The organism is Butyrivibrio sp. WCE2006 (assembly GCF_000701985.1).
Lineage (GTDB): Bacteria > Bacillota > Clostridia > Lachnospirales > Lachnospiraceae > Butyrivibrio.
On record NZ_JNKH01000008.1, the window covers coordinates 13,640 to 39,171 of the forward strand.

At 39.0% G+C, this 25,532-nt stretch carries 21 protein-coding genes and 1 tRNA gene; 17 read left to right on the plus strand and 5 right to left on the minus strand.

Annotation, left to right across the window (positions count from 1 at the left end; translation table 11 throughout):
- Window positions 1-6 precede the first annotated feature (6 nt).
- From hprK to T501_RS07360, 7 genes are all read left to right on the plus strand, one after another.
- A complete protein-coding gene (hprK, locus tag T501_RS07330; protein WP_026508986.1) occupies window positions 7-945 on the plus strand; it encodes an HPr(Ser) kinase/phosphatase in 939 nt (312 codons plus the stop codon).
- Between the two features lie 26 nt (window positions 946-971).
- Complete coding sequence (locus T501_RS07335; protein ID WP_242832924.1) at window positions 972-1,940, plus strand: ROK family glucokinase; 969 nt, start codon at window positions 972-974, stop codon at window positions 1,938-1,940.
- Entirely contained in the window at window positions 1,937-2,869 is a 933-nt protein-coding gene (gene murB / locus T501_RS07340; protein WP_044914076.1) for a UDP-N-acetylmuramate dehydrogenase, read from the plus strand. The genes T501_RS07335 and murB overlap by 4 nt, the downstream gene beginning before the upstream one ends.
- Window positions 2,866-3,729 (plus strand): RNase adapter RapZ, encoded by an 864-nt coding sequence (rapZ, locus tag T501_RS07345; RefSeq protein ID WP_044914077.1) that lies wholly within the window; start codon window positions 2,866-2,868, stop codon window positions 3,727-3,729. Before murB ends, rapZ begins: the two co-directional genes overlap by 4 nt.
- Before the next feature lie 5 nt (window positions 3,730-3,734).
- Window positions 3,735-4,679, plus strand: a complete 945-nt coding sequence (gene whiA, locus T501_RS07350) for a DNA-binding protein WhiA (protein WP_044914186.1) — start codon at window positions 3,735-3,737, stop codon at window positions 4,677-4,679.
- A gap of 36 nt (window positions 4,680-4,715) precedes the next feature.
- Window positions 4,716-4,982, plus strand: a complete 267-nt coding sequence (locus tag T501_RS07355) for an HPr family phosphocarrier protein (protein ID WP_026508981.1) — start codon at window positions 4,716-4,718, stop codon at window positions 4,980-4,982.
- Between the two features lie 252 nt (window positions 4,983-5,234).
- On the plus strand, window positions 5,235-6,137 hold the full coding sequence (locus T501_RS07360) for a diacylglycerol/lipid kinase family protein (protein WP_044914078.1): 903 nt from the start codon (window positions 5,235-5,237) through the stop codon (window positions 6,135-6,137).
- A 210-nt stretch (window positions 6,138-6,347) separates the two neighbouring features.
- Here the strand turns inward: T501_RS07360 and T501_RS07365 are convergent, their stop codons facing one another.
- On the minus strand, window positions 6,348-6,875 hold the full coding sequence (locus T501_RS07365) for a peptidylprolyl isomerase (protein WP_044914079.1): 528 nt from the start codon (window positions 6,873-6,875) through the stop codon (window positions 6,348-6,350).
- Between the two features lie 104 nt (window positions 6,876-6,979).
- Between T501_RS07365 and T501_RS20100 the strand changes: the two genes are divergently transcribed.
- The 6 genes from T501_RS20100 (at window position 6,980) to mgtE (ending at window position 15,749) form a co-directional block, all read left to right on the plus strand.
- Window positions 6,980-7,924 carry a GNAT family N-acetyltransferase gene (locus T501_RS20100; protein ID WP_050008187.1) on the plus strand — a complete coding sequence of 315 codons (945 nt, stop codon included), beginning with the start codon at window positions 6,980-6,982 and terminating at the stop codon, window positions 7,922-7,924.
- 72 nt (window positions 7,925-7,996) lie between these two features.
- The gene (locus tag T501_RS07375) at window positions 7,997-10,006 is read left to right on the plus strand and encodes a Na/Pi cotransporter family protein (protein WP_155994810.1); all 2,010 of its coding nucleotides are present in this window, start codon (window positions 7,997-7,999) and stop codon (window positions 10,004-10,006) included.
- 42 nt (window positions 10,007-10,048) lie between these two features.
- Window positions 10,049-10,714, plus strand: a complete 666-nt coding sequence (hypB, locus tag T501_RS07380; RefSeq protein ID WP_044914080.1) for a hydrogenase nickel incorporation protein HypB — start codon at window positions 10,049-10,051, stop codon at window positions 10,712-10,714.
- A 28-nt stretch (window positions 10,715-10,742) separates the two neighbouring features.
- On the plus strand, window positions 10,743-11,477 hold the full coding sequence (gene pflA, locus T501_RS07385) for a pyruvate formate-lyase-activating protein (RefSeq protein WP_026508977.1): 735 nt from the start codon (window positions 10,743-10,745) through the stop codon (window positions 11,475-11,477).
- A 289-nt stretch (window positions 11,478-11,766) separates the two neighbouring features.
- Window positions 11,767-14,031, plus strand: coding sequence for a formate C-acetyltransferase (gene pflB, locus T501_RS07390; protein WP_044914081.1), 2,265 nt, complete (start codon window positions 11,767-11,769; stop codon window positions 14,029-14,031).
- 362 nt (window positions 14,032-14,393) lie between these two features.
- Window positions 14,394-15,749 carry a magnesium transporter gene (gene mgtE, locus T501_RS07395; RefSeq protein WP_026508975.1) on the plus strand — a complete coding sequence of 452 codons (1,356 nt, stop codon included), beginning with the start codon at window positions 14,394-14,396 and terminating at the stop codon, window positions 15,747-15,749.
- A gap of 101 nt (window positions 15,750-15,850) precedes the next feature.
- On the opposite strand, the gene T501_RS07400 is transcribed toward mgtE, so the two are convergent.
- Complete coding sequence (locus T501_RS07400; protein WP_044914082.1) at window positions 15,851-17,851, minus strand: right-handed parallel beta-helix repeat-containing protein; 2,001 nt, start codon at window positions 17,849-17,851, stop codon at window positions 15,851-15,853.
- 266 nt (window positions 17,852-18,117) lie between these two features.
- On the opposite strand from T501_RS07400, the gene T501_RS07405 reads away from it, so the two are divergent.
- From T501_RS07405 to T501_RS07420, 4 genes are all read left to right on the plus strand, one after another.
- Window positions 18,118-19,026 (plus strand): ABC transporter permease subunit, encoded by a 909-nt coding sequence (locus T501_RS07405; protein WP_026508973.1) that lies wholly within the window; start codon window positions 18,118-18,120, stop codon window positions 19,024-19,026.
- A gap of 54 nt (window positions 19,027-19,080) precedes the next feature.
- The gene (locus T501_RS07410; protein ID WP_081843088.1) at window positions 19,081-20,019 is read left to right on the plus strand and encodes a carbohydrate ABC transporter permease; all 939 of its coding nucleotides are present in this window, start codon (window positions 19,081-19,083) and stop codon (window positions 20,017-20,019) included.
- A gap of 226 nt (window positions 20,020-20,245) precedes the next feature.
- The gene (locus tag T501_RS07415) at window positions 20,246-22,042 is read left to right on the plus strand and encodes a type 2 periplasmic-binding domain-containing protein (protein WP_044914083.1); all 1,797 of its coding nucleotides are present in this window, start codon (window positions 20,246-20,248) and stop codon (window positions 22,040-22,042) included.
- Between the two features lie 336 nt (window positions 22,043-22,378).
- The gene (locus tag T501_RS07420) at window positions 22,379-23,632 is read left to right on the plus strand and encodes a hypothetical protein (protein ID WP_044914084.1); all 1,254 of its coding nucleotides are present in this window, start codon (window positions 22,379-22,381) and stop codon (window positions 23,630-23,632) included.
- Window positions 23,633-23,871: 239 nt separating this feature from the next.
- On the opposite strand, the gene T501_RS07425 is transcribed toward T501_RS07420, so the two are convergent.
- From T501_RS07425 to T501_RS07435, 3 genes are all read right to left on the minus strand, one after another.
- Window positions 23,872-23,944: transfer RNA gene (locus tag T501_RS07425), tRNA-Gly, on the minus strand.
- 379 nt (window positions 23,945-24,323) lie between these two features.
- A complete protein-coding gene (locus T501_RS07430) occupies window positions 24,324-24,509 on the minus strand; it encodes a hypothetical protein (RefSeq protein ID WP_026510909.1) in 186 nt (61 codons plus the stop codon).
- A 167-nt stretch (window positions 24,510-24,676) separates the two neighbouring features.
- Window positions 24,677-25,417: a LytR/AlgR family response regulator transcription factor gene (locus tag T501_RS07435; protein ID WP_044914085.1), complete on the minus strand. Its 741-nt coding sequence runs from the start codon at window positions 25,415-25,417 to the stop codon at window positions 24,677-24,679.
- Window positions 25,418-25,532 lie beyond the last annotated feature (115 nt).

Consider the following 25,532-nt stretch of genomic DNA (forward strand, 5'->3'; position numbering starts at 1 on the left):
TATCGAATGTCAACGGTAAAGCTAAAAACAGTTATTAAAAAGATGGAGCTGGAAAATCTTACACCTGAATTGGACATTTCCAGGATAAGGATCCATCAACCTGATATAAACAGACCGGCACTTCAGCTGGCGGGTTATTTTGAACATTTTGAAGCAACAAGACTTCAGATCATTGGATTCGTTGAATATACTTACATGGAATCCATACCGATTGAAGAGAAGGAACGTGTTTATAGGGAGTTCCTTTCTTTTGATATTCCATGTGTTGTTTTCTGCAGAAATCTTATACCGGATCCCGTATTTGTAAAAATTGCGATTGAGGAAAAGGTTCCGATCATGGTAACCAAGAAGCCCACATCATCATTTATGGCAGAGATAATCAGATGGTTGAATGTTGAGCTTGCACCCTGCATTTCTATTCATGGTGTATTGGTGGATGTTTATGGTGTCGGAGTTCTTATTACCGGTGAAAGCGGAATTGGTAAGTCAGAAGCTGCTCTTGAATTAATCAAGAGAGGACACAGACTTGTATCTGATGATGTAGTAGAGATCAGGAAGGTAAGTGATGTAACACTTATCGGTACAGCTCCCGATATTACCAGACACTTCATCGAACTGCGTGGTATTGGTATTGTCGATGTTAAGACTTTGTTTGGTGTTTCGAGTGTACGTGATACTCAGAATATTGATCTTGCAATCAAACTTGAAGAGTGGGATAAAGACAAGGAATATGACAGACTTGGTCTTGAGGAAGAATATACAGAGTATCTTGGAAACAAAATAGTATGTCACAGGATTCCTATCCGTCCGGGTAGAAACCTTGCGATTATCTGTGAATCTGCGGCAGTTAACCACAGACAGAAGATGATGGGCTACAATGCTGCTCAGGAACTTTACAACAGAGTACAGAACTCGCTTGCCAAGAGCCGCGAGGATGATGACTAATAAATTAAGATAGGGGAAGTTTTTGTATGGAAAACCAGGGAAACAGTTTATTGGAGAGCTATGTATTTGGAGTTGATATAGGTGGTACAACCGTAAAGATCGGACTCCTTGACATGGATGGACACAAGATTGAAGTGTGGGAGATTCCCACAAGAACTGAGGACGAAGGAAAAAATATTCTTCCTGATATAGCAGAATCAATAAGAAAAAAGATGGAAGAAAGAGGAATAAAGGATTCTCAGGTTGTAGGAGTAGGTGCAGGAGCACCCGGACCCTTCAGTGATGACGGAACAATTTTTAAGGCAGTTAATCTTGGATGGAGCGAATTCAACATGAAGCATGAGCTCCATGATCTTGTAAAGATACCCGTTAAGTGCGGTAATGATGCAAATGTTGCAGCACTTGGCGAATACTGGATGGGTGGTGGCCAGGGCTACAAAGATATGCTTATGGTTACACTTGGTACAGGTGTAGGTGGAGGAATTATCCACAAAGGAAAGATATTTAATGGTGCAACAGGTGCAGGCGGAGAGATAGGTCACATTCATATTAATGATGATGAAACAGCTACCTGCGGATGTGGTAACAAGGGTTGTCTTGAGCAGTATGCAAGTGCTACCGGAGCAGTTCTTCTGATGAACAGACTTCTTGAGGAGAGCGATGAGGACTGTGTTCTTCGCGGAAAAGAATTCAAATGTAAGGATATCTTTGATGCAGCTAAAAATGGAGACAACCTTGCTAATGAGGCACTTAAGCGTTATGGCGATTACCTTGGAAAAGGACTTGCAATGATCGCATCAACCATCAATCCTGAGATTATCGTATTTGGTGGCGGTGTTTCCAAGGCAGGAGATATTTTATTTGATCTTGTGCGCCCTTCTTTTGAAAAGTATGTATTCCCGGGTGCTAAGAGAACAAAGTTTGCTCTTGCTAAGCTTGGAAATGATGCAGGAATTTTTGGAGCAGCTAAACTTGTTTTGGATTCTGTATTATGAGATTTGATTTAGATGAAAAACTTGCCGGAATACTTCCGGAAGACAGCATCATAAAAAATGAAGATATGAGCAGGCACACCACTTTTCGAACTGGTGGGCCTGCCGATTATTTTATAAAGATAAGCTCCGATGAGGAACTGGTTAGTATTCTCAATCTTTTGAAAGAGATGAAAATGAAGCCAAAGGAAGATTACTATGTTTTGGGAAACGGTAGTAATCTTTTGGTTTCAGATGCAGGTTTCAGAGGGGTAGTCCTGTCACTTTGCGGAGACTTTTCAAAATGCAGTATGACAGGGGATAATCATATAAAGGCCGGAGCAGCAGCTCTTAATGTAGCAGTAGCCAATTTGGCAAGAGACAATGAGTTGACCGGTTTTGAATTTGCACACGGAATTCCGGGTTCTATTGGTGGAGCTCTTGTGATGAACGCAGGAGCCTACGGCGGAGAAATGAAACAGGTGGTTAGAAGTGTATATGCCTTTGATGAAAACGCTTCACTTAGGAAACTTGATCTTGATGAACTGGAATTTGGATATAGAACTAGCATATTTAAAAAGAAAAATTATGTAATTACAGGCTGTGATATTGAGCTTAAAAAGGGCAAAAAAAACGAAATCGAAAGCCTTATGAATGAGCTCAAGGAAAAACGTATTTCCAAACAGCCACTTGAATATCCCAGCGCAGGGTCAACCTTTAAGAGACCGGAGGGATATTTCGCCGGTAAACTTATAGAGGATGCCGGGCTTAGGGGATATTCAGTAGGGGGTGCACAGGTTTCTGAGAAGCATTGCGGATTCGTGATAAATAAGGGGAATGCTACATCAGAAGACGTATATAGACTGATATCAGATATTCAGGAAAAGGTATTTAAATCATCCGGAGTTAATCTTTCCCCGGAAGTGATTCTTTTGGGAGATTTCGAAAAATGAGAATAGTTATTGTTACTGGAATGAGCGGTGGTGGAAAATCCACTGCAATTCACATGCTTGAGGATGCAGGTTTTTACTGTGTTGATAACCTGCCGCCAAGCCTGTTTGAAAAATTTGCTGAACTTATTACTCTGCCTGATAGCGAGGTTCAAAAGGTTGCACTTTGTCTGGATGTAAGATCAGGACAAAGATTTGAAGATGCTCCCAGAGTAATTGAAGAGCTTAGGAAAAGAGGGCTTCCTGTTGAAGTACTCTTTCTTGAGTGTTCAGATGCAGTTTTGGTTAAAAGATATAAGGAGACCAGAAGAAGGCATCCGTTATCGCCTGACGGAAGAATTGAAGACGGAATAAATAAAGAAAGAACCATGTTGGCAAAACTTCGTAAGCAGGCAGATTATATAATTGATACTTCTCAGCTATTAACCCGTGAGTTCAAGGCGGAGATGGAGAGAATATTCGTCTCTAATGAGAAACATAAGAATCTCATGGTTACGGTGCTTTCATTTGGTTTCAAGCATGGTATTCCGTCAGATGCGGATCTCGTGTTTGATGTGAGATTTTTACCAAATCCATTTTATATTGATGATCTTAAGCATCTGACAGGTAATGACAAACCGGTTCAGGATTATGTTAAGAGCTTTCCAGAATGCGGACAGTTCCTTGACAAACTGGAGGATATGCTTAGATTCCTTATGCCGGGCTATATAAATGAAGGTAAATATCAGCTTGTCATTGCCATAGGATGTACCGGAGGTCAGCACAGATCAGTTACAATAGCCAATGAGATATATAAGAGACTTAAGGAAGAAGACGATTTTGGTGTTAAGATTTATCACCGAGATTTGAAGCATGTTAGGTGAAAACCATGTCATTTTCAAGTGATGTAAAAAATGAGCTGGCAAAACAGATTGCCTCGCCTCGTCATTGTCAATTATCTGAACTATCTGCACTCATTCTGCTATGTGGTGCAGTCGAATGTGATGAAAACGGCTTGTACACTGTGTTTTTGCAAGCTGATTCAGAGGTTCAGACTAGAAAGTTCTTTACAATCCTAAAAAAAGCATTTAATATAGAGGCTAGCGTGTTCGATAAAATAGCTCAAAAGCATATTGGAGGTAAGGTTTATCAACTTGTACTTCAAGGCAGAGGAGAGATTTCTTCTATATTAAAGTCGATTCATATAACTGATGAGGACGGAAATATCAGGACAGCTGAGGATGGAATAAGTCATAGTTTAGTTAAGCAGTCCTGTTGTAAGAGAGCATTTTTAAGAGACACATTTTTATGTATTGGTTCGGTCAGCGATCCAAGTAAGTCTTATCATCTAGAATTTGCATGTGTATCAAAGCAATTTGCTGATGATCTGAAACAGATGATAGAGAGCTTTGACATAGAAGCAAGAATTGTAAAGCGAAAGAAGTATTATGTCGTTTATATTAAAGAGAGTACATCTATAGTAGATATGCTCAATGTAATGGAAGCTCCGATAAGCCTTATGAATATGGAAAATGAACGCATAGTCAAGGAAATGCGCAATTCCATAAATAGAAGGGTTAATTGCGAAACGGCCAATATAACCAAAACAGTCAATGCAGCTTCGAGACAGACTACTGATATACTATATTTAAGAGATCATTACGGATTCGAGAATCTTCCGAAGGGTCTTGAAGATATGGCAAGAGTCAGGCTGCAATATCCGGATGCAACATTGTTGGAGCTTGGGAAATACCTTGATCCACCTGTAGGTAAATCAGGTGTTAATCATAGGCTTAGAAAACTAAGTGAGCTCGCAGACAAGATTAGAGGTTGAGTGAGGCTGCGATATCTGCAGTAAGAGGAGGAATTTATGATCACAAAATCTATCGAGATTAAGCTTCCAGGTGGACTTGAGGCGCGTCCAGTTGCCGAGTTGGTTCAACTTGCCAGTCGTTTTGACAGCACAGTACACATTGAAGCACAGTCAAAGAAAGTTAATGCGAAGAGCATCATGGGAATGATGACACTTAGCCTTAGCAGCGGTGAGGAAGTTACTGTAATTGCTGATGGTTCTGATGAAAAGGATGCAGTAGCAGGAATGGAAAGTTTTTTGATGGGAAACCTGCAGCTTTCTTAATTAATAAATTTGTGGAAAGCACCGGTTACATTCTATATAATGAATGTAACCGGTTTTTTAATCTTATTATGAGGAAATTCCGTTGGTATTTTCTATGACACGTCCCTTGCTTTGAAAGGATCTGTTCAAACACGATTAAAAGACCCCGCTTTAGATGTGAACTTGCGGACTTGATAAATTTTAATGCTAAAAATTTAGCAGCGGCGAGCAAAAAGTACTCTTAGTTCAAATTATCGAATTATGGAGGAATGTATGAGCAAAAAAAATATGCTTTTTGTCTATAATCCAAAGGCTGGCAAGGAACGAATAAGAAGTAATTTGCTGGATATTATAGATATTTTTTCAAAAGCAGATTATGAAGTCACTGTATACCCGACTCAGGAAAGTGGTGATGCCATAGAAGTAGTAAGAAACAGGGACAGCAGATATGACATCGTTACCTGCAGTGGAGGTGATGGAACCCTTGATGAAGTGGTAAACGGAATGTGGAAATCTGAGAAAAGAATACCTATTGGGTATGTTCCAGCCGGTTCCACAAATGATTTTGCCATGAGTCTTGGAATACCTTCAGCTATGCATGCTTCAGCAGAAGCCCTGGTAAATGGAAAAGAGTATGCCTGTGATATTGGTGTAATGAATGAGGATACATTTGTATACATTGCAGCTTTTGGGCTGTTTACGGATGTTTCATACCTTACCAAGCAGGATATCAAAAATGTTCTTGGACATATGGCATATATTATAGAAGGCGCAAGACGTTTGTCCGAAATTCGTTCCTATCATATGAAGGTCACAACAGATGAAGGTGTGATTGAAGATGATTTTGTTTTCGGAATGGTTACAAACTCAATGTCAGTAGGCGGATTTAAGGATATTACCGGTAAGCATATCAAGCTGGATGATGGTGTCTTTGAGGTTACATTGGTTAAGCTCCCGGATAATATGCTGGATATGAGTAATCTGATGGCGGCTTTCATAAACAGAGATATCAATACAGAGCTTATGTACTGCTTTAAGACAAAGCACATTATATTTGAATCCAAGGAAAGTATTGCATGGACCAGAGATGGCGAGTTTGGTGGAGAGCATAAATATGTAGATATCAGAAATGAGAATAAAGCCGTGACGATCATGGTTCCAAAAGATAAAAAATAGACGTTTATGTGGACGGGCAGTGAATTTGCCCGTTCATTTTTTGTTCATAAAACGTTAAAAGACTATTAACGCCAGATTATTTCTTAGACATTTATTTTCGGTATACTAAAGATGTCAGATGAAGAAAGGCAATACCAATAAAAATAACTTTTTCATAATATGCCAAGGAAACATGAGTTTCCTTGGCATCCTCCCTTTTTAGGGGCTTTTTTAAAGTGTTTCCGGTTCCGGATAAGTTACTCCAAATGTTTCAACTGTTACTTTTTCCATTACCTGTTCGGTGGTAGGTCTGTCCTGCCAGTCTGTTTCAGTCTCGGCAATCTTATTTACTACATCCATTCCTTCAATTACCTTACCAAAAGCAGCATAGGCTCCATCGAGGTGAGGCGCATTTTTGTGCATAATGAAGAACTGTGAACCTGCAGAGTCAGGAATCTGTGTACGTGCCATTGAAAGAACACCTTCAGTATGAAGAAGATCATTCTTAAAGCCGTTCTGTGAAAACTCACCCTTAATAGAATAGCCGGGGCCACCCATACCTGTTCCTTCAGGATCACCACCCTGAAGCATGAAACCTTTTATAACACGATGGAAAATAACACCATCATAGAAATTGTGGTTTATAAGGGATATGAAATTGTTAACAGTATTAGGTGCAATCTCGGGGTAAAGCTCAGCTTTTATGACATCGCCGTTTTGCATGGTAATAGTTACAATAGGATTTTTAGTTTCAGCCATTATTTTCTCCTTTATTATTCATGGTTCATCTGAAATTTATTTATTTCGGTTTTCATGGTAGAAAACTGCGATTAATTATACAATATAGATGAGGTATAGAAAAGTTGCTTAGGGAAATCATTTTTGTCTTAAAATATCAGACTGATGTTAATATCAGCGAAAAAATTAATAGTGCATCTACCTATCTGACAGATCTGGGATTCAAGAGCCGGATAGTTTATCCGGACATGCTTATTCAGACTAAAGAAAAGCTCCTTCTCGGAATTATGGAGGGAACAAGTGAGGACAATCTTGGGAATATTCTTTTTATGACAGATTCTTCCGATCTTGCAGAAATCCTGTTATGCAGCGGAGCCTATGTCGTTGGAATACAGCATGAAGAAAATCAGAGCGAGATTTTTCCGGGATTAAAATATGTATTTACTGATATTGAAGAAGTTGTGGCTGATTCATATGAAAAGGCCTATCAGAGATACGCCAATCTTCCCTGGAATATATTGCAGACAGAGCGCTGTCTGATAAGGGAAACCACAGTTGAGGATGTGGATACATTTTATGAAATATATGCAGATCCCGAGATGACAAGATATATGGAGGGACTATTCAAGAACCCTGAAGATGAGAAAAAGTATACAAGAGATTATATTGAAAAAGTATACGGACTTTTGGGATTCGGAACATGGACCGTTGTCAGGAAAGAGGATGGCGCAATTATTGGCCGTGCCGGGTTTAGTATAAGAAGCGGCTTCAATGATGTGGAGCTTGGTTTTTTAATAGGTACGGAATATCAGCGTCAGGGATATGCCTTTGAGGTGTGCAGTGCAATCATAAGATATGGAAGGGAAATTCTTCAGTTTGAGAAGATGCAGACTTTTGTAAAGGCTGAGAATCTGGTTTCTATTCATCTTTGTGAAAAGCTGGGGTTTGTTAAAGTAGAAGAAGTGGATATAGAAGAAAACATCTATGGGGAGGAATACCATGATGGGATAAAAGTTGAACCATCTAAAGCTCAATTTGGTAAGTATGTGAGAATGGTGCTTGATATTTGACTTTATTTCAGTTACGATACAGTTGAGGAAAGAGGCATATTATTACGTAATACCCAAAAGTAGGAGGTATGGATGAATTCAATGGATTTGTTTTCGTTAATTACAGGGCTTCTCGGAGGATTAGCTCTGTTTCTGTATGGTATGAATGTAATGAGTGGTGGTCTTACCAAGGCTGCCGGTGGAAAGCTTGAGATGGCTCTGAGCAAAGTGACAGCTCATCCTATCATTGCATATCTGTTTGGTGTAGGAGTTACTGCACTTGTTCAGTCATCTTCAGCATCAACCGTAATGGTTGTTGGTCTTGTTAACTCAGGGATAATGACACTTAAGGAAGCTGTCAATATTATTCTTGGAGCGAATCTTGGTACAACCTTTACCGCATGGTTGCTGAGTTTGAATGCTATAAGCAGTGACAATTTTCTCATTAATCTTTTAAAGCCAACTTCATTTACTCCATTCTTAGCAATAATCGGTATAGTTCTTTACATGTTTTCAAAGAATGATAAAAAGAATAATATTGGTCTAATACTTATTGGTTTTTCTGTTCTGATGTACGGAATGAGTATGATGTCAGGGGCTGTATCACCGCTTAAAGACAATACTGGATTTCAGAGTGTACTTATGACCTTCAGTAACCCTGTTGTAGGATTTCTTGTAGGTATTCTTTTCACTATGGTAATTCAAAGCTCTGCAGGAACGATAGGTATTATGCAGGCTTTGGCTGCGTCTGTTCATATTCCATATAGTGTGGCTCTTCCGGTTGTAGTAGGTGCTGAGGTGGGTACCTGTATAACTGCAATTCTTTCTTCACTGGGAGCTAACAAAAATGGTAAAAGAACAGCACTTATGCATTTGTACTTTAATGTGATCAAGGCAGTTTCTTTCATGATAATATTCTATGCTATCCATACAGCAGTTGATTTTGCTTTTATGCATGAGACAGCAGGAATGGTTGGTATTGCTTCAATTCACACCCTTATAAATCTGGTAGCAACACCTCTCATGGTCCCTTTCTCAGGACTGCTTGTTAAGATGGCACTTTCTACTATTCCGATTGATGAGAAGGAAAGAGAAGAGCAGGAGGAGATGCAGGGAATCACAAAACTGGATCCCAGATTCCTCTCAAATCCGCCTTTTGCTTTGGAACAGACTAAACAGGTTGCTGTTGATATGGCAAGCTTTGCAAGAGAGGGGCTTGAAAAGGCTATTCCTCTTTTGGAAAACTATGAAGCTGAGGTTGCAGATGAAGTAAGACGCCTCGAAGAAAAGGTAGACAGATATGAAGATCAGCTGGGTACTTATCTTATGCAGATCAACAATCATCACCTTGCAGAGACTGATTCAAGAACACTTTCAATAATACTTCACTGTATAACAGATTTTGAGCGAATAAGTGATCATACACTTAATATTGCACAGATTGCCCGTAACATGCATGAGAAAAATGAACATTTCTCAGCAAAGGCGAGTGAAGAAGTTCGTATTTTTTCAAATGCCGTTAAGGAAATTGTTGATCTGTCATTCCAGTCCTTCCAAAATCAGGATTTAAAGCTTGCTAAATCCGTTGAGCCTCTTGAGGAAGTCATAGATGGTCTTAATATGGAAGTGAAGAGAAGACATGTCAGACGTTTAAGAAAAGGTAAATGCACCATCGACATAGGTTTTAGCCTTTCAGAACTTGGTACGGATTTTGAAAGAATTGCTGATCATTGTAGCAATATAGCAGTATGTCTCCTGGAAGTAAGCGAAGGATTGTTCGATACACATGAGTATATTGAGCATTTGAAAGAGGAAAAGAATCAGGAGTTTGAGATTGCAGTTGATCTCTATGAGAGAAAGTATCGCCTTCCTGCCATGAAGAAGGGCTTTGAGGATGAAGATGTAGATCCTTCATTTATCGAAAACCATCCCGTTATCACAGATCTTATGAATACTGATGATATGGAAATTATCAACGAAGCAATGGGATCAGCGGGAGTGTTTGATAGAGAGAATACTGCCGAAAAGGTAAAAGAAAAGTCTAAGGAAAAGACTAAGGATAAATCTAAAGTAAAGAAAGATAAGAAAAAAGCAAATAAATAGATTGATAAAACATTTTAGATATTATTTTTGAAAGGATTAGTTATGAGTACCAGAGTAATTGAGCTTAAAAGAAGTGTGTTTGAAAGTAATGATGAGAGAGCTGAGCTCCTTAGAAAGGAACTTAAAGATAAAGGAATTTTTCTTCTTAATCTGATGTCATCACCCGGATCAGGAAAGACAACAACTCTTAAAGCAACAATCGGAGCCCTTAAGGATAAGTATAAGATAGGGGTTATGGAAGCTGATATTGATTCTGACGTTGATGCAAAAAAGATCGCAGAAACCGGTGTAAAAGCAATCCAGCTCCACACAGGTGGAATGTGCCATCTTGATGCTGATATGACAAGACAGGGCCTGGATGCTCTTGTTGAAGGAGATGTAGAACTGGCAATATTGGAAAATGTAGGTAATCTTGTATGTCCTGCAGAATTTGATACAGGAGCTTCAAAGAATGCCATGATCCTTTCAGTTCCTGAGGGACATGATAAACCTCTTAAGTATCCTTTAATGTTTAGCATTTGTGATGTGGTTCTTATAAATAAGATTGATGTTGCTCCATACTTTGATTTCGATCTTGAAAAATGTAAAGAATACATTCATATGAGAAATCCCAAGGCTGAGATTATTCCTATTTGTGCCAAGACAGGTGAAGGAATTGATGAGTTTGCCAAGTGGCTTAGTAACCAGGTCGAGGACTGGAAGAATTAATTTAGATAACGAGGATTAAGAAAACCCAATGACAAAAGGAAAAATCCATTCAATAGAGACTTTTGGTTCAGTAGATGGACCCGGAGTTCGATTTATTATATTTTTAAAGGGCTGTAATCTGCGTTGTAAGTATTGTCATAACGCAGACACCTGGAATCCTGAATCCGATGATGTAAGAACAGTTGAAGAGCTTCTGGACAGAGCTGAGAGATACAAGAGCTACTGGGGAGAAGAGGGCGGAATTACAGTAAGTGGTGGAGAGCCGCTGCTTCAGCTGGATTTTTTAAATGAGCTTTTTGCAGAAGCTAAAAAAAGAGGAATCAATACATGTATTGATACAGCTGCTGAGCCATTTACCAGACAGGAACCTTTCTTTTCACAGTTTAATCAGTTACTTGATAATACAGATCTTTTGCTTGTGGATATAAAGCATATAGATAATGAGGAGCATATCAAGCTTACAGGTAAACCGAATGAGAACATAAAGGACTGCCTCAGATATTTATCAGAGATAGGAAAACCTGTGTGGATAAGACATGTGCTTGTACCAGGAATCACAGATAATGATGATTATCTTAAAAAGACAAGAGAATTTCTTGATACGCTATCCAATGTGAAAAGAGTAGATGTATTGCCTTATCATTCACTCGGAAAGTATAAGTGGGAGCAGCTTGGTATTCCATATCAGCTTGAGGGTGTTGAAGCACCTTCATCTGACAGGATAGAAAACGCCAAGAAAATTCTCGGAGCAAATTTAAGTTAAAAAAGTAACAACTATATACATAAATTATGTTAAAAAAATGCCAAAGTTGACAAAAGTTATCAGCTATGGCTTTTTTTATGGGATTTTAGTTGAAAAGTGAGCCAGTATATGTGACAATACGAATTGGTGTCAAAGTAAAAAAATATATCTTGTGGTTTGTTAATTTCCCTATACTATATATAGTAAAGCAGGGAAAATATAAACCAAATTTATTTATTTTTGCTGCGATAGCAGCTTTACATAGACTCTGAGGGTGGTTTGTTAACGCAATAGAGAGGAGTGAAGATTTATGAAAGAACAATGGAGAGGTTTTAAAGGTAACAAGTGGACGGATGAAGTTAATCTGAGAGAATTCATCCAGAATAACTACACTATGTACGATGGTGATGAGAGCTTCCTTGCAGACGCTACAGACGCTACAGATAAGCTCTGGGGTAAGCTTCAGGAGCTTCAGAAGAAGGAACGTGAGAACGGCGGCGTACTTGAGTGTGAGACAGAGGTTGTATCAAGCTTAACAGCTTATGGTCCCGGATACATTGATGAATCCATGAAGGATCTTGAGCAGGTAGTAGGACTTCAGACAGATAAGCCGCTTAAGAGAGCATTCATGCCTTATGGTGGTATCAAGATGGCTGAGCAGGCTGCTGATACTTATGGTTATAAGGTAAATGAAAAGTTCCACAAGATCTTTACAGAGTATCATAAGACTCATAACCAGGCAGTTTTTGATGCTTACACACCTGAGATGATGGCAGCACGTCACAGCCATATCGTTACAGGTCTTCCGGATACTTATGGACGTGGACGTATCGTAGGCGATTACAGAAGAGTTGCTCTTTACGGTATAGATTTCCTTATCGAGCAGAAGAAGGAAGATCTTGCACTTTGCGGATGCGGAGTTATGACAGATGATATTATCCGTCAGCGTGAAGAGATAGCTGAGCAGATCAGAGCACTTCGTGGAATGAAGGAAATGGCTGAAGTATACGGATTTGATATTTCTCAGCCTGCTAACAACGCCAGAGAAGCTGTTCAGTGGTTATACTTCGGATATCTTGCAGCTATTAAGACTCAGAATGGTGCTGCAATGTCAGTTGGACGTGTTTCAACATTCCTTGATATCTATATTGAAAGAGACCTTAAGGAAGGTACACTTACAGAATCAGAGGCACAGGAACTTATCGATCACCTTGTAATGAAGTGTCGTATGGTTAAGTTTGCACGTATTCCCAGCTACAACCAGCTGTTCTCAGGTGATCCTGTATGGGCAACACTTGAGGTTGGTGGACTTGGAATGGACGGTCGTCACATGGTTACTAAAAATGACTATCGTTTCCTTCATACTCTTGAGAATATGGGACCTTCACCTGAACCTAACCTTACTGTCCTTTATTCATCAAGACTTCCTAAGACATTTAAGAAGTATGCTGCTAAGATTTCAGTTACAACATCTTCTATCCAGTATGAGAATGATGATGTTATGCGTCCTGTATGGGGTGATGATTACAGCATCTGCTGCTGCGTATCAGCAACTCAGACAGGTAAAGAGATGCAGTTCTTCGGAGCAAGAGCAAACCTTGCAAAGTGTCTGCTTTACGCTATAAATGGTGGTAAGGATGAGAAATTCCTTGATAAGCAGGGCAATCATATGCAGGTAGGTCCTGAATATGCACCTATTACATCAGAATACCTTGATTTTGATGAGGTTATGCACAAATATGATAAGATGATGGATTGGCTTGCAAGCCTTTATGTAAATATCCTGAACCTTATTCAGTATATGCATGATAAATACTACTACGAAGCAGCTGAGATGGCTCTTATCGACACAGATGTTCGCCGTACATTTGCAACAGGTATTGCAGGATTCTCACATGTTGTTGACTCTCTTTGCGCTATCAAGTATGCAAAAGTAAAGACAATCCGTGATGAGTCAGGTCTTGTTGTTGATTACAAGATTGAGGGTAACTTCCCTAAATATGGTAACGATGATGAAAGAGCAGACGAGATAGCAGTATGGCTTCTTAAGACTTTCCTTAAAAAGGTTAAGAAGAATCATACATACAGAAACTCTGAGCCTACAACATCAATCCTTACAATTACATCTAACGTAGTATACGGTAAGGCAACAGGTGCTCTTCCGGATGGAAGACCTGCATTCGCACCTTTTGCACCCGGCGCAAATCCGGCATATGGCGCAGAGCAGTCAGGACTTCTTGCATCACTTAACTCTGTTGCTAAGCTTCCTTACGAGTATGCACTTGATGGAATTTCAAATACACAGACAATTAACCCTGGTGCTCTTGGACATGATGATGAAGAGCGTGCAGATAAGCTTGTTAGTGTAATGGATGGTTATTTTGATCAGGGTGCTCATCACCTTAACGTTAACGTATTTGGTGTTGAAAAGCTTAAGGATGCTATGGAACATCCTGAAAAGCCTGAATATGCTAACTTCACAATTCGTGTATCAGGATATGCTGTTAAGTTCATCGACCTTACAAGAGAGCAGCAGCTTGACGTAATTAACAGAACCTGCCACGAGAGCATGTAAGTTTCATAAGAACAATTTTATATAAATTATAGATTAAACGAGCAGCAAAGATTTGTTGCTCGTTTTTCTATAGCTTGCATACAGAAAAGCATGCAGATGAATTCAGTTTTTTTTATTCATTATTTTTACTTAATAATGGTTTTTTTTTCTAAATGTGTTAAACTAAAGGGTGTTCCAAAGTTTCTCTAAACTATGATAGTTTTCAATGAATCCGGAACAGTCTTTTTCAAAATATCCCGCATATCGGGAAATCTCCAAATGAAGGGTGGTGGTTAAATGAAGCAGGACAATCATATATGTAGCGATAAACCTGTGCCTCGAAGTACGAACTTAATTAAAAACCACACCGAAAGGAGATTTCCATGGAAGAAAATACAATCATGGACGTAATCCGTGACCTCATCGAGAGCAAGCAGTATACTAAGCTCCGCCAAGCTTTTGCGGACATGAATACTGCTGATATCGCTGCAATCATGGATGATATGGAAAACGAAGACTCACTGAAGATGTTCCGCATTCTGCCTAAGGACATGGCTGCGGATGTCTTTGCCAACCTTGAAATTGAGGATCAGCAATATATCATTCAGTCTCTTTCAGATAAAGAAGCCGGTAATATTATCGATAACCTGATGGCTGATGATGCGACGGATCTTTTGGAGGAGATGCCAGCCAGTATCGTAAAGAAAATCCTTGCTAATGCAAGACCTGATACAAGAGCAGACATCAATCATCTTTTGAGATACCCTGAGGACTCTGCAGGTTCAATAATGACTGTAGAGTATGTTGATCTTAAAGAGTATATGACAGTTTCTCAGGCAATTGCCAGAATACGGAAGATAGGTCTGGATTCAGAAACAGTTAATATTTGTTATGTAGTTACTAACCAGAGAATACTGGTAGGAACAGTGGCGCTCAGATATCTTCTCATAAAGGATGGAGAAGAAAAAATCGGTGACATCATGAACACCAAGGTCATTAGTATAAATACTATGACTGACCAGGAAGAAGCTGCCAACATGTTCAAGAAGTATGACTTTACAGCCATGCCTGTGGTGGATAACGAGAATAGAATGATCGGTATTATCACCATTGATGATGTTGTCGACATCATCGAAGAAGAGGCAACTGAGGATATCGAGAAGATGGCAGCTATTATCCCTTCAGATAAGCCTTATTCCCGTATAGGAATCTTCGATATTTATAAAAACAGAATGCCATGGCTATTATTTTTGATGATAAGTGCAACCTTTACAGGGGCTATTATTACAAAGTTTTCAGATGCACTTTCTGCATATGTGGTACTTACAGCTTATATCCCAATGCTGATGGATACCGGTGGTAATGCGGGATCTCAGGCAAGTGTATCTATTATTCGTAGTTTGTCTCTTGGAGAGATTGAATTTGCAGATATATTTAAGGTCTGGTGGAAAGAAGTCCGTGTCGCAGTCCTTTGTGGAATAACACTATCCGTTGCAAATTTTGTAAAATTGCTGGTGATTGACAGACTGGCAGTTTCTGTTGCTGCAGTTGTTTGCCTTACACTGGTTCTTGTAGTTATTATTGCAAAGAGTATAGGATGCCTGTTGCCTATGTGTGCAGATAAGCTTGGTTTTGACCCCGCTGTTATGGCATCTCCTATGATCACAACAATTGTGGATGCTATATCACTTCTTGCATATTTTACTATTGCTACACAGCTGTTACATTTAGCAGTCTGAAAGAAATATTAAAGCCTTCCCGCAGTTTGGGAAGGCTTTGTTTTTACAAATTTTATTTAAATGATATAGCTGAAAATAAAACAGCTACATTGTAGGATCGATTAATCTTTATACACAAGTATTTCCTTACTGTTTCCACCTGCAAGGAAAGGTCCGGGAATCGCTGAGGGATCTCTGTGAGCTCCAAAGTAATCTTTATCAAAGGTTATAGGGGTTCCATCGGGGTTCTCAAAGTACTGTTCAGGTTCAAAGGCTTTTCCAAGTGATTCTGTAGTGAGAATATCACATGAAAAATCACCGAGCTTATTGAATAAGTCTGATTTGATGAACCAGCTTCCGGATTTTTCAGTTATTGAAACTGATACCTTGGATTTAGTGTCTACAAGTTTGTTGTTTTCTTTATGATAAACAGTTGCGCCACCAAAGTATGCATTACCGTCAACCCAGACAGGGAGATGACCAAAGTGTGCTTTTGCAAGGCCACCCATATCAGGGTTCTTTTCAAAATCAAACTGATCATTCCATTCCTCATATGTGGGGAATATATCAAACGGAGCTGTTCCTACTACCTCATAATCTGCATCTGCAGCGGTCTTTTCCTTATTTGTAATCTTATATTGCTGAACAAAAATGTTATTGTAAATTCTGTCATCACCGTGAAGGATGGTCATGAATCCGGCAACCTCGGTGCGGTGACGAATGTGGTAAGGAGTGTATCTGGGCTCTCTTTGATCGTTTACAATGCTGTCCACACCCGAATTTATCAGGCTGAAGCTTCCAAGTATAAGGTTGTGGATAACAGCGATACCTTCACTTGGTATAGTAATTGAAACAGGTGAAAGCAGAAGGTTGTTATCAATCAGAGTGGGGCCATGGCCAACTTCGATGAATACATCTGTGTTGAACATTGCTCCGGGAGCCTGTTCGATTCCTTCAGGTCTGCAGTTGTCATGCATAAAGTTTTGAGTGACTCTTGCACCCTGAGCCTGCCAGTCAAGCCATACACCCATAATGCAGTCGTGTATATGGTTTCTTCTTATTGTCACATCAATCGCTGCATGGAGTTTGATGCCGGCAGTTTCTGCGCCACCGAGCTGCTGTGAATTGCAGATATGATGAATATGGCAATCCTCAATAGTTGAGAAAACGCCGCCCATTCTTCCAACAATACCTGTCTGCTCACAATGGTGAATATTGCAGCGTCTTACAATATGATGTCCTATGTTCTCCTTTAGCCAGCCATGATACTGACCTCTGCAGACAGCATCACGCTCCATCTGGGTAGGACTCTTTACATGATGCTTTGTAAAGTACATATCATTTTCGGGATCAAGATATTTTCCAAGTGAAATACCACAGCATCTGCTATTGCTTATTTCACAGTCTTCAATAATCCATCCTTTACTCCAGTGAGGTCCGATCATACCATCCTGATATGCTGCTGGAGGAGCCCATGTTGTAGCAGCTTTTGTAATATCAAAACCGCTTACAGTGATATAATTGATACCGTTTTGATCAGGCATGAAGCAGTTTCTTCTTACAGTAATCTCGGTTTTCTCTTTGTTGGGATCCAGCTTGTGGAAATTTGCATAAATTACGGTCTCATCTTTGTCCTGCTCTGTATACCATAAATACATTGCTTCCTTAGGATGCCATGCGAAGGGATCCGGTTCGCCTTTTTCACATTCGGACAATGAATCTGTTTCGTACATCATCAGATCATTGATGAAAACAGAACCGGTGTGACGAATTTTAGGTGAAAAATACCAGTCGCCGTAAACGCGCTCTTTATAAGGATTAAAATCACCAAAAATGGAATTACTTATTCTTGCGCTCCAAACAGTACCTTTTTCTTTCTTCCATCCGGTAATTAACTCGGCACCTGTAATAACAGCTTCGAGAGGCTTCTCGGAGCGATATGTAATTCTTGCATCTTCCGTACCTGAATTAACAGGGATTACATGTTCTCTATAGATACCCGGTCTTACTACAACCTCATCACCTGCTTTAGCAATTTTTGCTGCATCATTGATTGTCTTAAAAGGTCTTGTTTCAGAACCGTCACCATCACGAAAAGCATTTGTGTCTACATAAAATATCATTTCTGTCCTCCATTAAACATTAAGCGAGATAAATTGTACACTTTTGCGATAAAACATGTACATATTTAGTATAAAATAACGAATCATGGACTATTTTAAGCGCTTTAAAAATAATATGTCAATAATATGCATAAAATAAAATGATTAATAGCAATAATTATATGCAAAATGACAATATATGAATAGACCAGCATGATTTGAAGAGGCTAATATTTAAATGTATTCTAGTGAGTTTTTCTAAAGCTCGATAAACAGGGAGGTGCCAATTGACAAAGAAAAAAGCGTATTCATTTCAACTTTTCCTATTAGTGCTTCCATTTATAGTGTTGGTTTTACTATTTAGTTATTACCCGCTTTATGGATGGTTGTATGCATTCTATGATTATAAGCCACCAAAAACTTTGGCAAACAGTGCTTTTGTCGGTTTTAAATGGTTTGCTTCACTAGTTAGTAGTGATGTAAAGGTAAAACAGCTCATACAGGTATTGAAAAACACATTCGCAATGAGTGGTCTTACACTTGGAACAAGCTGGTTACCAATGCTTTTCGCTGTATTTCTTAATGAAATTAAAGGTGTCAAGTTTAGAAAATTCGTTCAGACAGTAACGACTCTTCCTAACTTTGTAAGCTGGGTAATGGTTTACTCAATAGCATTCTCACTGTTTAACAGTACCGGAATGATGAATTCACTTCTTACAAAGGCAGGTTTGATCACGACTCCGATACTTTTCCTTCAATCCTCATCACATGTATGGTTTACACAGTGGTTATGGCTTACCTGGAAAAATCTCGGATGGGCAGCAATCATGTATATTGCAGCAATCTCCAGTATAGATGATGAACTGATTCAGGCAGCAAGAGTAGATGGTGCCACAAGAATGCAGATCATTTGGAATATAACAATACCAAGTCTGCTCCCTACATATTTTGTACTTCTTGTATTAAATGTAGCGAATTTCCTGAACAACGGAATGGAACAATACTACGTTTTCCAGAATGCATTTAATAAGGATTATATTCAGGTTCTTGATCTGTATGTTTATAACATGGCAATGGGAAGTGGTGGTTATTCAGTTTCAGTTGCGATAAGTATGCTGAAGAGTCTTGTCAGCCTTGTACTTTTATTCGTAGTTAACAGAGCCTCCAAGTCAATTCGCGGTGAGAGTATTCTGTAATTGGAGGTGAAAACTATGGCGATTACACATTCTATGACAAAGACGGTGGATAGTATGACATCTACAAATAATTCTAAGACTACAAATAAAACCAAGATGCATGTAAGTGCAGGGGATAGGGCAGTTGAAATTGTTTGCTACATTGTATTTTCGATAGCTGCATTTTTATGTTTGTATCCCTTCTATTACATAATCATCAATACAATTAGCGCTAATGATATCAGTGCCAGAGGCGATATATTGTTTTTGCCTCAGCAGATACACTTCCATAATTATATTTCTGCATTCAGGATTGAAGGACTTCCGCAGGCATTTAAGATATCACTTTTAAGAACAATTCTTGGAACAGGATTAACTGTTTTTGCCTCTGCTTTTCTTGGATTTATGTTCACTCAGGAAAAGATGTGGAAAAGAAAATTCTGGTACAGAGTTGTTGTAGCAACCATGTATTTTAATGCCGGTATTATTCCCTGGTATCTGGTAATGAAATCAATGCATCTTACCAACAATTTCTGGGGATATATACTTCCTGCAATCGTATCACCTTTCAATCTGATTCTTACAAAGACCTTCGTTGAATCAGTTCCGAAGGAATTACAGGAAGCTGCAGAGATGGATGGTGCAGGAGTACTTACAGTATTTTTCAAAGTAATTATTCCGGTTATAAAGCCTATTATGGCGACAGTTGCAATTTTCTCTGCTGTAAGCCAGTGGAATGCTTTCCAGGACACACTGCTTCTGATGACAGATACGAAGCTTTATCCGTTACAGTTCGTGCTTTATCAGTATCTTAATCAGGCAAGTTCACTCGCTTCACTTGCACAAAGCACTTCAAGTACGGCTTCACTTGCAGCGGCAGCAGCAACAGCGCAGACTACGACCAGTGTTCGTATGACAATTACAGTTATAGTAGTACTTCCTATTATGTTGGTTTATCCGATTTTCCAGAAATACTTTGTAAAGGGAATCATGATCGGAGCAGTAAAGGGCTGAGCAGAGCACTTAGCGAAGTATTTGTGAGCTTAGTGCGAGCCATGGGTGAACACTTGGCGAGGTACTTTCGAGCCTAGTGAGAATCCCAGAGAGGCAAGAGCAGAACTTCCTTTTGAGCCTGGTGAGAATCCCATAGAGGTTCGAACAAAATTACATATTCATTACCAGCAGAAACAACTAATCAAGTAAATTACCCTTTTGAGGGGTTAAAGAAGGAGGAATGAAAATGAAACTAAAGAAACTTTCATCTCTGGCACTTACAGCTATACTTTCTGTAAGCATGCTTGCCGGATGTGGTGGAAGCACAGGAGCTGACACTACTTCAGGCGGTGGGGACAGCAGCACAGAAACAAAGACAGAGGCAACAGATTCCGGAGAAAGCACAGAAGCTACTGATAGTGCTGAAGCTACGGAAGCACCTGCAGCTAACCATGATGAGACATACACAGTAGATTTTTATGATGTGGCTGCAAACTTCCAGGGTATCCAGCCCGGATGGTACGGAAAGATTGTTAAGGACAAGTTCAATATGGACCTTAACATAATCGCACCTCAGGTATCAGGCGATGGTGCAGCTCTTTATCAGACAAGATGTGCAGCTGGCGCACTTGGAGATTTGATCATTCTTGATAATGCTGATGCAACGGAGTGTGTTGAATCAGGACTTATCCATGATCTTACAGATGCACTTCCCAAATATCCTAATCTTATGAAGTATGAAAAGCAGATCAAAGAGTTCAATTCACAGATTGGTGATGGCTCAAAGATTTATGCTATTCCGCTCGAAATGAACAACAATGGTCCTACAGATTATAAGCAGCTTCATGTTTACTCATATCCTCGTATGGGATGGGATATGTATAACGAAGTAGGAGCACCTGAACTTAAGAATACAGATGACCTTCTTGACTGCCTCAAGAAGATTCAGGATGCACATCCGACAAATGAAAATGGTGATCCCGCATATGCTATCAGCATGTGGAAAGACTGGGATTCACAATACATGGAAAATGTAGCACAGATCGCAAAATGGTATGGACAGGAAGTTAACGGTTCAGTTCTTATTGGAACAGATAACAGCATAACTCCTATCATCGATAAGGACGGAGCATATTACAAGATGCTTAAGTTCTTCTACAAAGCAAACCAGATGGGGCTTGTTGATCCTGATTCTGCAACACAGGATTGGAATGCAATCGTTTCCAAGATGCAGGATAAGAGAGTATACCTCTATTGGTATAGCTGGCAGTATGGATTCTGGAACAGCCCTGCAAGAGGTGAAGAGGGAACAAACTATGTAGAGATTCCCGTAGCTGATACAAACCTTTACCAGGCTTCTGATACCTATTATGGAGACGGTCGTGTACTCTGCGTAGGTTCTCAGGTTTCAGATGAAAACTTTAACAGACTTATGGAGTTCCTTGACTGGTATGCATCACCTGAAGGTGTTCAGATTCAGCATGCCGGTACAGAAGGACTTACATACACAATTGAAGATGGTAAGTACACATTGACAGAAGATGGTCTCAACAGATTCTCAGCAGAAGTAATCGTACCCGATGAAATGGGTGGCGGTAACTGGAATGATGGTAACAACCAGATCAATCAGTGGATTGTAGCTTCTTGTGACGTAAATCCTGATACAGGTGAACCTTATGCTTCAGATATGTGGTCTACATCAATTGAAATGAACCAGACAAAGACAACTAAGGAATGGACAGAAAAGTTTGGTGCTGCTGATGATGTTGAATATCTTAAGAATAATGGCATGATGACAGTTGTTCCTTCAATCAATATTGCTCTTGCAATTGATACAACAGATATCAGCCTTATCCGTAAGCAGTGCGGTGACGTAATCAAAGATTCTTCCTGGAGAATGGTATTCGCAAAGGATGATGCTGATTTCGATGCACAGTGGGATGAAATGACAACTCAGCTTGAGGGTCTTGGATTTGCTGATCTTGTAACATTTGATACAGAAAAATATCAGCCTATGCTTGATGCAAGAAAGGCAGCTCAGTAATTTGAGTATAGTGAAATAGAATAGTGATGATTGCCCCCGGTTTCTCTAATGATGAGGACCGGGGGTAATTATTTACACGGAGTTTTTGTGAGGGATTCCACTAGCTTAGTGAGAGTAATGAAAGCTGACTTTGCAGGTTTTATCGAATCGATTTGCTGATTTTTAACTAATTAAGTATTATGTTGGACATATGTTGGACAACAAATGATACTATTAGAACGAAATGAATCAATTATCACGCATAAATACATCATAAAGTGATTTATGTAGAATAATGGACAGTCATATGGAACTGCTGTAGCGGTATTCATAATGACACTAATTAGGGGGAAGAAAATGAAAAACAAATTAGTATCGCTTATCCTGATAGGAACAATTTCTTTATCTTTAATTGCATGTGGTGGTAATTCCGATAGTTCATCTACTAATATGACTGATGTTGAAACTCAGACTGAGGCATCAGAGAGTGGACCGGTAGAAAGTGCTGATCAGGAAATCGAAAAAGAAGCAGAGTCAACTGAAGAAAAAGCAGATGATGCTGAGGCTGTAGAAGAGGATTCAGAAACAGATAAAAACACAGGGCTGGCAAATCCATGGAGAGAATGTACTGAAGAAGAGGCTTATCAGTATGGCCCAAATGGCTTTAGTGCTCCTGAAGGCGCAACAAATGTTAAATGGAGCATTATGGAAGCAGAGAGTGAGACAGCACTTCCCGGAACAATGGTACAGATGTCATTTGAGATGGATGGTACCAAATTAGTAGCAAGAGAACAACCGGTTCCCGGAGAAGAGATTGTAGATATTTCCGGAATGAATTATGAATGGACTGTCACCGATGAGGGAACGTTACAGAACTGGGCAGATGGTAATATGCCTTGCAGAACCAGCAGATATATCGGTGATGACGGATATGTTGACGTATGCCTTTGGTTTGATATTGAGACGGGCTATGCATATTCACTTTCCGCTGAAGATAAGGATCTTGATGGATTTGATATAGAAGGAGTTGCTGCCCAGATTTATGATCCGGCAAAGCAGATAGGTGCCAATATGCCTGATGATGAGGCAGAATCAGAAGAAATAGTTGCTCCCCAAATAGATATATCAGGGTGTGATACTTTTACACAGATAGTTGATAAAAAGCTTGAGAACGGCATGGGGTATGCAAATGCTACAGTACAAGGCACATCTTTACTTCTTGTAAGCAGCGGAACCTTTGACAATATGGATGGAAAGATGGCAGCAATTGATGCTACAGGGTTTGAGTATAAAGGAGATGCCATTTTAGAGGTTGGCAGTATAAGCAGCGGTGGAACAGCATACCCGATAACTTTAAATGATGGATATTTATACTGCGGAGGCAATCACTTTGTAAGTAAATATACTGTTGCAGATGATAAATTGACAGTAATGGAATCAATACATGTTGTTTATGACGAATCCGGAAACGAAACCTATTACTATGAGAATAATGATGGCGAGGATCATAGTAATCTTGATTCAGCAGAATATGAGAAAATATTTGAAAGACTAATAGAAGAAATGACCAGTGGTGAGGTTATATATTTCGCGACTGTTGTAAAAGAGTGATTTTGTGAGATTATTTTTACTTTAACCATCAGGAATTTGTTTATGTTAAGCGTAGCAGGATAATAACTGCTACGCTTTTATGATGAACAAGACCGGCAAGAGAATGCCAGACAAATGGTGCTCCAGATGCATCAAACGAAGCTATACACACACATACACACACCAAAATAGTAGATTTTGGACAAATAAAAATACCGGAAAGTCCATGAATACTAGACTTTCCGGTATTTAAATCAGCGAGCGATAGACGGGGCTCGAACCCGCGGTCTCCACCTTGGCAAGGTGGCGCTTTACCAACTAAGCTACTATCGCGTATATGTGAAGCCGTCTTCGTGACGACAAAACACATATTACCCTTTTTAAATTGTCTTGTCAATAACTTTTTAAAAAAATTCTGTTATAATGAAAACAAAAGTGAAAATGAATAAATTTATGCGTTAACAAATAGTATATCCCACATATTATGAGGTAGAGACAATGTTCTGATCTTATTCTTTAGACAGTCTATGGATCAGGTATATTCTTTATAGACTACAAATCATCTAATTTAAGATAGTAGATATATAACAAAAACCTCAGACATCATCTGAGGTTTTTACAATAAAAGAGCGATTTACGCGGATTTGTCATGATAAAGCATATTTGATTTTGTGATATTAAGCTCTTGTTGTGAGATGCTAAAGCCGGTAAATCAGGCTTGCTTTTTTGCTGAGGCATCAGACACTCTATCATAGATTGCCATTGATAATATTGATGTTACAACTCCGGTGTATAGTGAATCCAATTCATGACCGGTTTTGTTACAGATAATATTAACTACAATCAGCGCTATAAGAATTCCTATCGTTATAACAGCTCCCTTAACAATATTGTTCATAGAATATTTTCCTCCCTTTCCGATAGTTTATTACTAATATGATTCTACAAAAGAAAGAAAAATATACGCATTTATGTACTAAAATGCATCCATAGAATCTTTTTCGTCAGAATAACAAGAGGTATTATACGTTTAAGATTCATGAACGTAAATCTTGGATTATGCCGTTATCTGCAATTAAACCTGTCTTTTAATCCCCTGATTTTTCGAAATGATAAAAGACATTCATCGTCTGTAACCATTCGGATAATATTATTACCTATGTCTATTTCTTTTATATTATCTGTGTTGACTAAAAAGGACTTGTGACATCTAAAGAATCTGTTGTCCAGGGCATTTTCAATATCTTTTATTTTTCCTGAAAATTCCAGTTGCCTCGTTTTACAGTGCAGTAGTATTTTATGAGCATTAGTAGATGTTTCAAAAAACAATATCTCGTCATAGCCAATAGTGTATACCTTATCGCCAACTGTTATAGTATAAATATTCCCGGTTTTGTTATTCTTGGATGAAAACCTCTCATTAGCTTTAAGAATGCATTCAGATATCCTTCTTCCAAGTGCTTCAGGATCGTCTTTAATAATAAAATCCAATGCTTCGAGCTTATACATAAATGTCATGTAACTCATTTCTGAATGGGTTGTGACAAAAACTATAAAACCTCTGGGATCGTATTTTCTGAGCTCCCTGGCAAGTTCCAGACCGGTCATGTCAGTCTTTAAGTCTATATCAAGAAAGTAAAGACCAACGCTATGATCTGCTTTTATCTGATCAATAAGAATATAGGGATTCTCTGTTGCAAGGGAAAACTCCATATCCAGATTCTCCATCAGAATTACATTTTCAATTATTTTTTGTAAGTGAAGTTTTTGCTCAGAATTGTCTTCACATAAATAAACCTTCATCATTCTGAAAACCTCTCAAAATTGAATGGATATAGATTATAATAGTATCTAAATACCCGGTTTTACAAGGAGTAGCTATGTTGGAAGCGGCTTTAATTAATTCTTTTAGCCTTGCAAT